Raw genomic sequence first — 13,515 nt, 5'->3', positions numbered from 1 at the left:
TAATGCTTTCTAAATTTTTACAACCATAAAAAGCATATTCACCAATTTCTTTAAGACTATCAGGGAGTTTAATGCTTTCTAAATTTTTACAACCAGCAAAAGCACAGAACTCAATTTCTTTTACATTATCAGGTATATTAATTTTCTTTAAGTTTTCACACTCACTAAAAGCCCATAAGTCAATTTTTCTTAAACTATTAGGAAGTTTAATGCTTTCTAAATTTAAACAACGAGCAAAAGCACTATGACTAAGTGTTTCAACATTATTAGGAATAGTGACTTCTTTTAAATTTATACACTCATAAAAAGCAGCATCTCCAATTTTTTTAAGACTATTAGGAAGTTTGATACTTTCTAAATTTTCACAACCCCGAAAAGCCCTGCGACCAATTGTTTCAACACTATCAGGGAGTTTAATGTTTTTTAAATTTAAACAACTTCTAAAAGCATCTTTTCTAATCTTTTTTACGCCATCAGGAACCACTGCTTCTTTAATTTCTTTGTCTTTTACACCGACAACCATATAACCTTTAATTTCAGCATTTCACAAAATATTTAAATTATTTTCAGGCATATTAAAGACTTCTAAACTTTTGCAACCCAAAAAAGCATCTTCTCCAAATGTTTTTACGCCATCAGGTATATTAATGTCTCTTAAATTTTTACAACCACGAAAAGCATAGTCATTAATATGTGTAATAGTTTTAGGAAGTTTGATACTTTCTAAATTTTCACAACCCCAAAAAGCACCTTCACCAATTATTTTTACGCCATCAGGTATATTAATTTCTTTTAAATTTTTGCAATTAGCAAAAGCAACATCGCCAATTTTTGTTATTCCTTCAGGAATGTCTATTGATACTATATTTTTATCTTTTACACTATCAACTTCATAAAAATTTTCAGCAGAATTTTTTCTAATATTTAAATCTTTATGTTCCGTTTTTACTAATATTTTTTCAATTATTTCTCATTCTTTTTCACTCATAAACACCCCCTACATCTTTAAACTTTTCTTACTTTTTTGTTTTTGCTCATCTTTTTCAACATCACGTAAAACACCTACAATTTCATCTTTAAAATCAGTCTTTATTCTTTCAATTTTGTCTCAATGATCCGGCGAAAAATTCTTTTTAAAATCACTCACTGCATCATTTATTTTTTTATAAAAACTATCTATAAAACTCATTTTCATCTCCTTAAATCAAATATAAAAACATATAAACACATAATGTTTATACAAAAATTGTTTCTTTTTATTTACGAGACGTAAAAAGGTTCTATATCTTAATTTTTACATTTTCATTTTTTTCTTTTCTTTCTTTTTTTCGGCACCATCACCTATATTATATTTTTGCAATTTTCCTTCCTGTATCATTTTATAAGCACGAGACTGATAACTTATACTATCACCGTTAATCGTAAAACTCTTTTTCTCATATTCATTAGTTTCGGGGTTCTTAACACCACGAGTCATTAAAAACCTATAATCTTTCGTATATGAAATCGTCATATACCCTTCTTTATTATGTTCCTTTACGCATTTTACAGGAGCATACATCGAAGCACCACCCAACGAATATTTCTCATTCTTAACTTCTAAATAAGGGAAGTTAATCGCATACATCTCTTCACCCTTATTTTTTGTGACTATCTTTTTAACTCACTCAACAGGTACATAAATTCTCCGTCATTTATCACCAACGTCACCTTGTGGAGCATCGACTTTTTGTCCTTCTTTCTCTCCTTCAACTTCTAATTTATTCTCAGCATTTGCCACTTCTTTTTCACTTTCATTAATATCATCAGGCAAATCATCATCATTCGCCACTTCCATATCATCGGGCGTTAATACATAACTAACCTCCCCTTTATCTTTTTCGTCATAAATTTTTTTAATACCATCTGCTAATTCATTCATTTTATAAACCTCCTATTTAAACAGACAAAAACATATAAACACATAATGTTTATATGTATTTACTACATTTTTAGTTTTGAACTTTTCTTACTTTTTAATTTTTGTTCGACTTTTTCAGTCTCTTTTTCAACTTCTTTTTCATTTTCTTTTTCTGCTTCTTTTTCAACGTCCTTATTAACTTCCTTTTTTACTTGAAATTTTGCAAGCCGTTGATAAATATCAGTTTGAAAACTTACTCTATCACCATTAACTCTAAACTTAATATCTTCATATTTATTAGTTTCAGGGTTCTTTAAATTTTGAGACATTAAAAACTCATAACCCGCAGGATAAGAAATTGTCGCATAGCCCTCTTTATTATGTTCCTTTACGCATTTTACAGGAGCATACATCGAAGCACCACCTAATGCATAACTTTCATTTTTTACATATAAATAAGGGAAGTTAATCGCATATAATACTGCACCTTCTTTTTTAGTTTTAATTTTTGTAAGTCATTCCATAGGAATAAACATTCTTTTTCATTCAGCATTCTCAGTTTGTTTTTCACCTTCAACTTTTTGCTCTAACTCTTCATCCATATTAAAATTAATATTTTTAAAATTTTCCATTTTTCATCTCCTTAAATCAAATATAAAAACATATAAACACATAATGCTTATACAAAAATTTATTTCTTTTTATTTACGAGACGTAAAAAGGTTCGACTTATAAACTATTTACTCATATTAACCCCTATTATTTTCTATTTCAAAGCCCGCTTCTTTTAATTGTTTAAAAATATCTTTTTCTATTTCATCAATTGACTCACTAAACTCCTTATATAAAATGCCATGTAAATCACTTGGTATCACAGTTCCCTTTTGTTTAATTAAAAATAACCTATCAATTCCTTTTTTAGCAATTCACATTCCTATTTCTAAAATAACATTTTGTCTTGCTCGCTTTTCAGCAATAGACTCTTCCCCTATATTATTTATTGTTATAAAATCATCATTTGCTAAAAGGGCGATTGAATAATTGCATTTATTAAAATCATTTAATACGCCATTTAAAATATGATTGCCATTATTCGTTTCATTTTGACTAATAACATGTTCTATTCCCCATTGATAAAGATATTTTTCTAATTCCGTTTTAGGTAATTTAGAAGCGCCACATAAAACACATACTTTCATACACTACTCCTTATATTCTCACCCAAATTTCGCCTTCAAAACTTTAACTAACTCTTTCATCTTATCTTTAATGATGACTTCACTTAAAGGTTCCGGTTTATCAACACCATCAAATTGCTTCAAATACTTCCAAATGAACTCGTATTTTTCTTTATATTCTCTATCAAAGTTATTATTTAAGTCTCTTAAATAATAATTATATTCACCATTAACTTCTCGAAAAGCACCGACTAAATTATGGTAAGCATCAAGCGACCAAGCATACGCATCCCTAAAATCAATTCCTAACTTCGTCACATAATTACTACTACCAGAGAATAACTGCAACGTATTTTCGACCCCATTATCAACAGTAAAGCCTAAAAGTTTATTGAGTTTAATATATTCTAAAAGAGCCTTTGAAAATTTATCAAATCGATCCACAAACTCATCATTCTTAAAGAGAATATTACTAAGCATCTTATTAGCATCTTTCACTAAATCTTTACGCGTCAAAATTTCAAGGAAGTCAAGGTAAGCATTTAAGACATTGATTAACTTCACCTGCATTTTAACACCTAACACCTGATTAGCATAAGTATAATCGAACATATCAATATTTAAATCATACTTCGTATTATCATAAGTTTTTTCGTAAAATTCTTTTGAAAGGAACATTTCACTATCAAATCTATTCTCTCCCTTTCTATCAAAGTCCCTATTAAGTCTCCAAAGCACACTCGGAATAATCTTCCCACTACTACCCCTATTTATATTCTTTTCACTCAAAAACGGAACTTCATCTCAAGCGACCTTCCCATAACTATCTACTCTTTTAATGCCTCAAGACTCCCCTTCGCCAACAACTTTCATTCAATCATCACGGTGTAAGACATACAAACTTTCAATTGTATCATTTAAATCTTTATTCAAAAAATTAGATAAATCAGCAATTCATTCCTTAATATTCTTAACCACAGAATTAAGCACTTCACGGTCATTCGTAATTTTCTCTAACTCTAAAAGATTAATTTTACGTATCAAATAACTCATATTGCCTTGCGTTGGGAAGTATTTTTCATTTAAATTAAAGTCTTTATAGTAATTTTCTTTAACAGGAATAAATTCTTTAAATTTTTTACCTTCATCTTTAACAAAAAGATCTAAACCAAAAACAGCATCAAGTGCTTTTCTGTCTAAAACATCTTCCGCAGCCACTTTATATTTATTTTCACCCCAATAAAAATACTTACGGTCATTTTCTTTCTCATTCTTTTTATTGTTTGAACCACTATTATTCGGCTTCAAATGCTCCGGTTCTTTCGGCAACGGTTTCGCTTCAGGTATTGGTGGAAAATTCCTTTTCACTCAATTGCAACTTATAGCCACCATTGGTAAAGTCATAACAGGTAAAACACCTAACAATAATTTATTTCTTTTTTTCATATTCACTCTCAAAAACTAAATATTTAACATTAGATAATATTTAATATTATACTAAAATATAAAAAATTTTCAATTAAAATTGAAAATTTCAACACGAGCCAAAACTATTTAATTCTTAAAAGAATTCTTTTAAATACTTCTTTATTCGTATCAGGTCTAACAAATCTAAAATCTTTTCTTATAAATTCATATTTATCAAAGTCTCAATCAAACATAAAATTAATCGGCACGGCTGCCAAATCTCCCCGTTTTAAAGGCAAATCATAAAAAGTGTCTTTTTTCATAAATACATAAACTTTTTCACCCTTATATTCACTTATAAAATATTTCAGCACCTTTTTCTTTTCTTTCGGTTCAATTTTTAAATCAAAATTACTAAACCATAAACACCTTATGTCTGCATTAGTATTCGTAAATTTAATTCTCTTTCTGGGCTCATAAAATCACATTTTCTTTTCTATATATTTTTCAAAAGCAAATCAATGCGCCGCTAAAAAAGAATTGATAAAAATTCAACGAATATTTTCATATTTTCAAACTAACTCAAACCACTTTTTCTTAATAGAAAACGGCGGGTTCGTAATAATGAAGTCCGCCCAATCTGCCCATTTTTCAATGCTTTTTTCAAAATCTCCGGCTTCATAAACAACTTCACAACCTAACACTTCTTTTTTATCATTAAATCACTTTACGAACATTGACTCTTCACTATCACAGGGAAGTAAAATTTTCTTACCTTTAAAAAGTTCCTTATAATCGAATTCATTAAAGAATTCATCAATTGACTCGTAAGCAGTATAGAACTCATCGTTTTTATTCTTTACTGCTTCGTGTAAATGTTTATTAGACATAAAACTCCTTTATTTTTATAAAAAATAAGGTTCTTTTTGTTTTATTTCTTTTTATTTACAAGACGTAAAAAGGTTTATTTTTTAAATATTTACATCTTTAAACTTTTCTTACTTTTTTGTTTTTGAATTTTTAAATTTTTACAATTAGTAAAAGTGTCATTGCCAATTATTTTTGCATCATCATACATAGTTATATTTAAATTTTCGCAACCAGCAAATGTCTTACTATATATTTCTTTAAGACTTTTTGGAAGCGTAATGTTTCTTAATTTTTTACAATCCCAGAAAACACCACCACCAATTATTTCTATTCCTTCAGGTATATTAATTTCTTTTAAGTTTTTACAATAAGCAAAAGTAAAAGCATCAATTGTTTTTAAACTTTTTGGGAGTTTAATGCTTTCTAAGTTTATGCAATCAATAAAAGCACCTTTGACTATTCTTTCAACTCCTTCAGGTATATTAATCTCTTTCAAATTAATGCAACTTTCAAAAGCACTTTCACCAATCATTTTTACACTATCAGGGAGTTTAATGCTTTCTAATTTTCGACAATTAGAAAAAACAAAATTATCAATCTCTTTAATGCCATTAGGTATATTAATTTCTTTTAAGTTTTTACAATTTTCAAATGTGTGGGTTCCTATTTCTTTAAGACTATCAGGGAGTTTAATGCTTTCTAATTTTTTACAATTATTAAAAGCACAATAACCAATCTTTTTTACTCCTTCAAGTATATTAATGACTTTTAAATTTATACAATTATTAAAAGCATAATAATCAATCATTTTTATACTATCAGGGAGTTTAATGCTTTCTAAACTTTCACAACTCCTAAATAAACTATCACTTATTCTTTCTATTCCTTCAGGTATATTAATCTCTTTTAAGTTTTCGCATCTTTCAAAAGCATATTCACCAATTTCTTTAATACTATCAGGGAGTTTAATCTTTTCTAAATTTCAACAATTAATAAAAGCACTTCTTTCAATTTCTTTTACTCCTTCAGGTATGGTAATACTTTTTAAACTTTCACAGTTAGAAAAAGCACCTTTGCTGATAATTTTTACACCATCAGGAACCACAACTTCCTTAATGCCTTTATCTTTTACATCAACAACTATATAACCTTTAATTTCTTTATTTCATTCAATCACTAAGTCTTTATGTTTTAAAATTTCATCACTCATTTTAATACCACCTTATCTAATTTTCTATATATATAAAATTATTTTTAACTAATCATTTTTGATAATTCTTTTTCGTAAGCATCTTATTTTTAACCATTTGAATTTTTTTATTTTGAAATTTTTCAATATTGATTATTTCAATTGTTTTATAGGTAAATGCTCCAAATTCTAATTGATAGCAAAAGTAATAAACAACCGCATAAAATAAAAATATTGAAATTATCATTCCACTAATTCCCAGACATAAAATAGCCCAAGATGGAGTTATATATGGAACGCCCCTTACTCTATCTATAAACGAAATTTCTAAATTTTTATAATCAATTAATAAAAATATTGAAGGAGCACATAATAATATAGGTGCTAATACAGCACAAGCAAGATATAACCATAAATTAAATCGATAAATCTTTTTCGTCACGTTTCAACCTTTCTAAAATAGAACTATAATCCTTTTCTTTATCTAATTCTTTTCTATCATTTTTGCCATTATCTTTATTCTCTTTATCATCATCGTCATTTTCTTTTTCATCATTGTCGTCATTATCATTTTCAACACCAACACCTTTAAAAGTTTTCAATTTCATTTTTTCAAAATCTCAATAAACTTTTGCTTTTTCACTTTCAGTGAACTCGTCATTTTCATAATAATCGTAATCAAAATATTTTCAAGCAGGCACAGGGCGCATCAAAATCGGTTTCACCTTAGAACATAAAATTATTGAAGTATCAGGGCTCTTATACTTAATATCAGCCACACTCATAATTCTTTCACGTTGCATCGACGTACTCTTACTATTGCCACCAGAACTATTAGTAGAAGTCGAAACTTTCTCAACTTCTTTTTCACCTAACATTTTTGAAAAACTCTCCAAAGTGTCTTCATTAGCCGTTTCTAAAAATCAAGTAAGACCAAACTGTGACTTAATCTGTATATGCTCATTCTTACCACTATTATATTTTTGTAATTGTTCGTAATCTTGTAAAACAACTAAAAAGAAAATTTGCCGTGAACGACTTATTGAAAGTCAATTTTCAAAATCATTAAGTCTTTCAATAGAATTAAACTCTTCCAACATAAAAAGCAACTTTCTCTTTAATTTCTTATGAGCGTCAGTATTCGCTTTATCAACCGCAATTTTGTAAATTTGCGAAATAACTATTGAAATTAAGAATTGACTACTTTTCTTATGATCTGGAAATTTCACAAATACAACAAACGGCTTTTCATCATCAAATAAAGCATTCATATCTAAATTATGATTAGAAGTAATCTCTTCCACTCCAACATCAGCCGAAAACTGCATAAGCGCCGACATAGCATTAGATAAATAACCCGAAAGAGTGTCTTCAGCAGTAGAAATAAACCCGCTAATATCAGCATATAATTTATTTCAATACTCGTCCCTATTTTTATTTTTATTTAATATAGAAACTCATTTACTTTTAGTAAGAGTATCAATATTTAAGTATTTAACAACATTGCTCATATTGAAAAATTCAAGCGTAAAGTCGCCATTTATCAACGAGTATAAAACTAAAAATTTAATTATACAAATAACTATATTTTTAGCATTAGAAACCCAGATACTATCTTTTTGATTATCAGCCCATTTAAAAGAATTTACTAATTCATATATTAATTGATACCCAACCGAATAATCATTTTTAGTAAGTTCCTTTTCACTTTTACTATGAAAAGCATCTCAAATCATTTTTAAAGGGTTCCACTTAACACTCACCTGATAATTTTCAAAGTCGAAAACTTTAACCGTATAGCCGTTATCTTGTAAAAAGCGACCCGTTTTTTGTAAAATTTCACCTTTTGGATCCGTAATAATGAAGTTTGGTTTTTCACTATCTTTTAGTAAAGCATTACGACAAATATTAGGTATAATCACCTTCTCACTTTTACCCGACCCAGAAATACCAATAACACAAGAGTGTAAATCTTTCTTAGTCGGCACTACATAACCATCTTTACTTCCTAAATAACCAAAAGTTCAACCAGAAACATCACTTCTAAATTTTTTTAAAAATCTTCTCCTACTTAACCCTTCATGTGTTAAGACGTTATATTCTCAACTCTCTTTATTATCTTTACCATTAATAAAGAACTTAGCACTTTTACTTAAAAGCCATCTCCAATTAAGAAACATAAACATAATAAATACAGAAGCCACAATTGCTAAAACACAGAACACCGAATACTTATCATTTCTATAATAAAAAGAATTTAAATCATTCATAAAATCACTTTTTCTCGTAATCCATAAACCTACTAATTTAGCATTTTTATTTGCCCAAACTATAAATAAAGGAGTAAGCACAAAAAAAGCAATTAAGGGCGTAATAATTAAACAAATAAATAATTTTAGGGCAAACCCTAACTTATCATTTTTAACCTTATTTTTCATATTAAATATATAAATTCCTATTAATTCAATAAATTGCTTGCCCTATTCTCCGCTGAAATTCTCACATCTTCCTATTCAACTCCTGCATCATTAAGTTATAAAAGTAAGTATATGTATATTGATTAAGATAATTAAAGAAGCGTGGATCTTTAACATAATGAACCTGCATTTGATAATTATTTACTCCATAATAACTATTAAAAAGCATCATATAAGTATTAGAAAGCATCTGCCTTTCAATGTCCGACAATAAAGAAGCCACATTGCTTTTTACTAAAATATTATTTAATTTAGATTGAAAGTTATATGGTAAATTATTCATTTCTACCCCCTACTATGCATCATTTTTTTAATACTATAAAAATTCTTTAAGGCGCCTTGTTTTTGCTTATAGTATAAAGATAGCCCCAGATAATCAAACTTTCTAAGAAACCTTTTAATTTGCGCCATAAGATTAATTTTTTTCTTTTTATTCTTATTAATAGCATTAAGGTGAATATTTCTAATATCACTACTATTAGTTTGTGAAACAGAGACACAATATTTAATAATCGTATTCCCAATTTGTGTTTCAAAGTCCCTATTTTCTTTATCTATAAACTCCATTTTCAACTTTTCAACACTTTCACTCTTAAAAGTTTTATCTCTCAACTCATCAAGTGCATTTTGATACTTTTCACTCAAAGCCAAAACTTCATTGTTTTTTTCTTTTAAAAATTTAAAAGTATCTCATATTGCTTCTTTAACCACTTCATCATCAACTTTTCTATAACTCTTATTTTTCTTATTATGAAAATAATCATTTATTAAATTAATATTCTTTAAAAAAGAAAAGTCTTTCGCCAATGCAGAACTTACTAAACCCGCCCGAATATGTTTTCTCATATCTCAAATAGCCGGCTTAATCTTAAATAGTTTTTGATACTCATTATCAACATCACTTTTATTAAAAGCCACAGAAAGACCCTTATTAAAAGCATCAATAGACTTTTTACTAAACTTCCCTTTTTCTCTAAATTTTAAAGAACCGTCAGCAGCAACATAAGAAGGAGTTTTTTCTCAAAAAGATAAATGAACGTGCGGAAAATCAGTATTAGTATGAATCACAAAATGACCTTCAATATTATTTTTATCTATATTATTTTCTTTAAATAACTTAGATAAATTTTTATCTAATATCTCAGCCCATTGCTTTTTATTTATCAAATAATTATCAACACCTAACTGCCCTGCATTAATAATCATTTCTCAAACATTTTGCCCGTTTTTCAATTTACTAAGTTTCTTTTTTTCTAATTCAATATCAACGTCATCAGCATTTAAGTCAAATAAACTATAAACACCACTTTTTAAGCCATCAGTATTTTTCTTTACCCGACTATGCATATAATCTACAACATTAACACCTTCTTTTTTTAACTTTTCAATATCTAAATCGGCTTCTTGTATATAAACAGCACCATCACGCCCAATATATAACAAATACTTGCCACTTTTATAGAAAGCGAAATCGTGCACTTCTTTTTGCCCTTTTTTAACTTTCTTTTTTATAGTGCTATTAGCAAATTCAATTCTTACATAACTTTTCTCCATACTATACCTTTACTTTTTTGAAAAAATATTTTTATGTCATTCCCCATAGAAAAATTCAAACTCGTCCATAGTATCAAAAAATGAATCTAAAGAAATTAAATGTGTGCGATTTAAAAATGTTTCTATTTTTGCCATAAAAGGTCACGCAATTAAATAATCCATTCAATTAATTTCAATCTCACGCAAAACATATTTTAATTCCTGCGATGCATTCCTGCAAGATAATAAATAAGTTTTAAAAGCATGAAATTCCTTTAGTTCTGCCCAATCAATTTTTGCATTTTCATTATTCGTTTTCATTAAATAAATTCCTTTCATTTTTTTGCTTCTATTTTCATATAAAACCCCTAACCTAAATTTTTAAAAATATCTTGTATTAATTCTGCAGGTATCTTACTCCGTATATCATAATTGCAATTATCAGCCAACCGAGAACCGAACATTCCCCATTTCTTACCTTCTGTCCTTTTATCTTTTAAATCTAAAAACGTATTAGAATAAAAGATAGTCGGTTTTAGAGAAAATTCTTTATTGTATGCCGAGTAATAAGTTTTTTTAGGAAAGCCGAACAAACAATGGAAATATTTTATTCAATCAAAAATTTTACTTGTCGCAGGGTTCTCTATAATTCACGTCTCAGGTTTATACTCTTTAATAATTTCACATAAAGCAGCAACCGTATTTTCACCGATTATTCTTTTAATCTCTTTATTTCTAAAATATCTAAATCTATTTTTTATTCCTTTTTCATTTCACATCGTATAGAAGCGTTCATTTTTTAAAAGAACTTCAACCCCTTTATCTCCTAAATCACTAATTGACGTTCAAGCAAAACAAGGATTGTCCGCCATACTTCAACTTTCACAAGGTGGCGAAGCAATAATCACATCAGGAGCAGGTAATTTATTTAACTCCTTAAATAAATCTAAATTAGTTATTGATAAATCTATAATCTTATAGTTATCATTCTCTGGATGCTTTTTATTTATTCCTATACTTATAACCATATACCTATCATCATCTTTCAATGCATTATAATAAGAACGTTCACCATCATCAAATAAAGCCCACACTATTTTTTTCTTAATCATAAGGTTCTCCTTTTTCTTTCTAATATACATACACTTACCGTCTATTAAGCAATGAATTAAAAGCGAGAGAGTTTTCAATAAACGGCAAGTGTATATATACTATTTCAGCATTAGCATACATATTCTTACCGTCTTAATCTTTTGTAAAAAAGAACCTTATAAGAAACAAATTAAACTAAAACGGCAAGAATATATATACTAAAACCAAACAATTATTTTTTATAAACCAGAAACTATTTTTTACTTAAACACTAAATAATTAACTTAAACCAAATGTATTATTTTCTATTAAAGCAATAACTATTAATTTAAATCACATTAACTATTTCTTACTAAAACAATCAACTAATCTAAACCATATACAACTATTTTTTATTAAAGCATTATGTATAAAGATGATGATAATAAGATAAAGAAATATATATTAAGTCTTTTTACATATCAAATTTTGTCTCTGCTATACAACCAACAAAAACGAAACCCCGTTTTTTTGAATTATTAGCACAACAAAAGAGACACAATAGTGTCGTTATCATCAAACTTCTTTTTAACAGATAATAAAATATTAATTAAAATCATAAACCAGATATCTTTTAGTTATAAAACCTCATTGACTATAATTCATACAATCATCTATTCAAGGAAATTTATATTTAAGACTTTTTAAAACTCTTTCGCGTTCAACTATAAAAAGATGTTTATATTCAATATTAAGGAATAAACAAACTTTTTTAAGTGCTCTATAAACAGCAATAGAATTTAAACCAAATACTCCAAAATAATTATTATGTATAACTATCTTTTCATTATTGTCTAAATTAGACACTTTATCTTTACCAGCATTTACACTATGTTTTTTATATTTTAAAATGCTATAAAGTAAAGCAGCATTTAAACCATACAATAAAAATATTCTCCACGTATCTTCACCTTTAAGAACTCATTTTTGTTCTTTCGCAGGAACTCATTCTTTTTTATATGGTCTTTTTCTTTTGCATTTACCTTTAAGAACCAATTTTTCTACTCAACTATCAGCCATATTCATTTTTTTAAGTTTCAAAACTTTAAAATCATTTAAAGCCACAGTATCAAGTAAATTAAAATCAGTCATTTTTTTAACAGCAAGTTTTAAAGTCGTCTTTTTAAAACCCAAACTATAAAGAAAATCAAAAGTTATTTTTTTGCCATTAAATTCTTTTAAAACAGCAAACAACTCAATTAAAACCTTATCATTTTTAAATTTACGATAATAACTTTCACTAATCACTAATTTTCAATTTTTAATATTTAAAAATTCCAAGTTCAATTTATCATATTTTTTTAAGTTGTATTTTTGCACAAAATCTAATTCATTTTTTATACCACTATAAAAATTCACCACTTCTCTATTTTTTAAAAAAGGTAAATTTTCACAGTTTAAATACATTAGACCTCCACCATTAACATCAACTTAACAGGTCTATTAAAAAAGCACCAACTCAACGTTGATGCCTAACACACTTATTTTTTACAGATCCAAATATTCCATTTTTTCTTAAGCAAAATAATATTCATAATGTTGAACAAGCAAATGCATTCAAAGATAAAATTATTGAAAAAATTAATACTTCATGTTCAATAAAAGAAAAACAAAATGTTTTTTGTCCTATCACAAATGAGATAGACAGACACTTTGATTTAGTAATCAAGAGAAAAATAAGCAATGGCGCTGTAAGATGCCAAAATAAATGATATATGCCTATTGATTCCCGAACAAACAAAAGAATAAATGTTGTAGACAATGGAGAGTTTAATTTGGTTATAGGCACTGATAAAAAATTATATTTTCGTTCACACAATAAAAGATATA

At 27.4% G+C, this 13,515-nt stretch carries 15 protein-coding genes; all 15 read right to left on the bottom strand.

Annotation, left to right across the window (positions count from 1 at the left end; all coding sequences use genetic code 4):
* Window positions 1-988, bottom strand: a 988-nt coding sequence (locus T386_RS0103385; protein WP_029513736.1) for a leucine-rich repeat domain-containing protein, incomplete at its 3' end; no start/stop codon positions are given.
* 9 nt (window positions 989-997) lie between these two features.
* On the bottom strand, window positions 998-1,189 hold the full coding sequence (locus T386_RS0103380) for a hypothetical protein (RefSeq protein WP_029513735.1): 192 nt from the start codon (window positions 1,187-1,189) through the stop codon (window positions 998-1,000).
* 105 nt (window positions 1,190-1,294) lie between these two features.
* Entirely contained in the window at window positions 1,295-1,921 is a 627-nt protein-coding gene (locus tag T386_RS0103375) for a hypothetical protein (protein ID WP_029513734.1), read from the bottom strand.
* 62 nt (window positions 1,922-1,983) lie between these two features.
* Entirely contained in the window at window positions 1,984-2,532 is a 549-nt protein-coding gene (locus tag T386_RS0103370) for a hypothetical protein (protein WP_029513733.1), read from the bottom strand.
* 117 nt (window positions 2,533-2,649) lie between these two features.
* Window positions 2,650-3,099 (bottom strand): TIR domain-containing protein, encoded by a 450-nt coding sequence (locus T386_RS0103365; protein ID WP_029513732.1) that lies wholly within the window; start codon window positions 3,097-3,099, stop codon window positions 2,650-2,652.
* Between the two features lie 3 nt (window positions 3,100-3,102).
* On the bottom strand, window positions 3,103-4,524 hold the full coding sequence (locus T386_RS0103360) for an MAG3960 family lipoprotein (protein WP_029513731.1): 1,422 nt from the start codon (window positions 4,522-4,524) through the stop codon (window positions 3,103-3,105).
* 104 nt (window positions 4,525-4,628) lie between these two features.
* Window positions 4,629-5,375, bottom strand: coding sequence for an adenine-specific methyltransferase EcoRI family protein (locus T386_RS0103355; protein WP_029513730.1), 747 nt, complete (start codon window positions 5,373-5,375; stop codon window positions 4,629-4,631).
* 89 nt (window positions 5,376-5,464) lie between these two features.
* Complete coding sequence (locus T386_RS0103350; protein ID WP_029513729.1) at window positions 5,465-6,565, bottom strand: leucine-rich repeat domain-containing protein; 1,101 nt, start codon at window positions 6,563-6,565, stop codon at window positions 5,465-5,467.
* Between the two features lie 16 nt (window positions 6,566-6,581).
* Complete coding sequence (locus T386_RS0103345; protein WP_029513728.1) at window positions 6,582-6,986, bottom strand: hypothetical protein; 405 nt, start codon at window positions 6,984-6,986, stop codon at window positions 6,582-6,584.
* The gene (locus T386_RS0103340; RefSeq protein ID WP_051622799.1) at window positions 6,961-8,982 is read right to left on the bottom strand and encodes a type IV secretory system conjugative DNA transfer family protein; all 2,022 of its coding nucleotides are present in this window, start codon (window positions 8,980-8,982) and stop codon (window positions 6,961-6,963) included. Before T386_RS0103340 ends, T386_RS0103345 begins: the two co-directional genes overlap by 26 nt.
* Window position 8,983: 1 nt before the next feature.
* The gene (locus T386_RS0103335) at window positions 8,984-9,304 is read right to left on the bottom strand and encodes a hypothetical protein (RefSeq protein WP_029513726.1); all 321 of its coding nucleotides are present in this window, start codon (window positions 9,302-9,304) and stop codon (window positions 8,984-8,986) included.
* A 2-nt stretch (window positions 9,305-9,306) separates the two neighbouring features.
* The gene (gene mobL, locus T386_RS0103330; RefSeq protein ID WP_029513725.1) at window positions 9,307-10,575 is read right to left on the bottom strand and encodes a relaxase MobL; all 1,269 of its coding nucleotides are present in this window, start codon (window positions 10,573-10,575) and stop codon (window positions 9,307-9,309) included.
* A 9-nt stretch (window positions 10,576-10,584) separates the two neighbouring features.
* Window positions 10,585-10,875: a hypothetical protein gene (locus tag T386_RS0103325; protein WP_029513724.1), complete on the bottom strand. Its 291-nt coding sequence runs from the start codon at window positions 10,873-10,875 to the stop codon at window positions 10,585-10,587.
* Between the two features lie 47 nt (window positions 10,876-10,922).
* Entirely contained in the window at window positions 10,923-11,666 is a 744-nt protein-coding gene (locus T386_RS0103320; protein WP_051622798.1) for a hypothetical protein, read from the bottom strand.
* A 565-nt stretch (window positions 11,667-12,231) separates the two neighbouring features.
* Window positions 12,232-13,092, bottom strand: coding sequence for an MAGa4850 family ICE element protein (locus T386_RS0103315; RefSeq protein ID WP_029513722.1), 861 nt, complete (start codon window positions 13,090-13,092; stop codon window positions 12,232-12,234).
* Window positions 13,093-13,515: the final 423 nt, after the last annotated feature.

This window comes from Mycoplasmopsis primatum ATCC 25948, from assembly GCF_000702785.1.
Taxonomy (GTDB): Bacteria; Bacillota_I; Bacilli_A; order Mycoplasmatales; family Metamycoplasmataceae; genus Mycoplasmopsis; species Mycoplasmopsis primatum.
The sequence above is the reverse complement of the archived record's forward strand: the minus strand, read 5'-3'. Positions and strand labels throughout refer to the sequence as shown.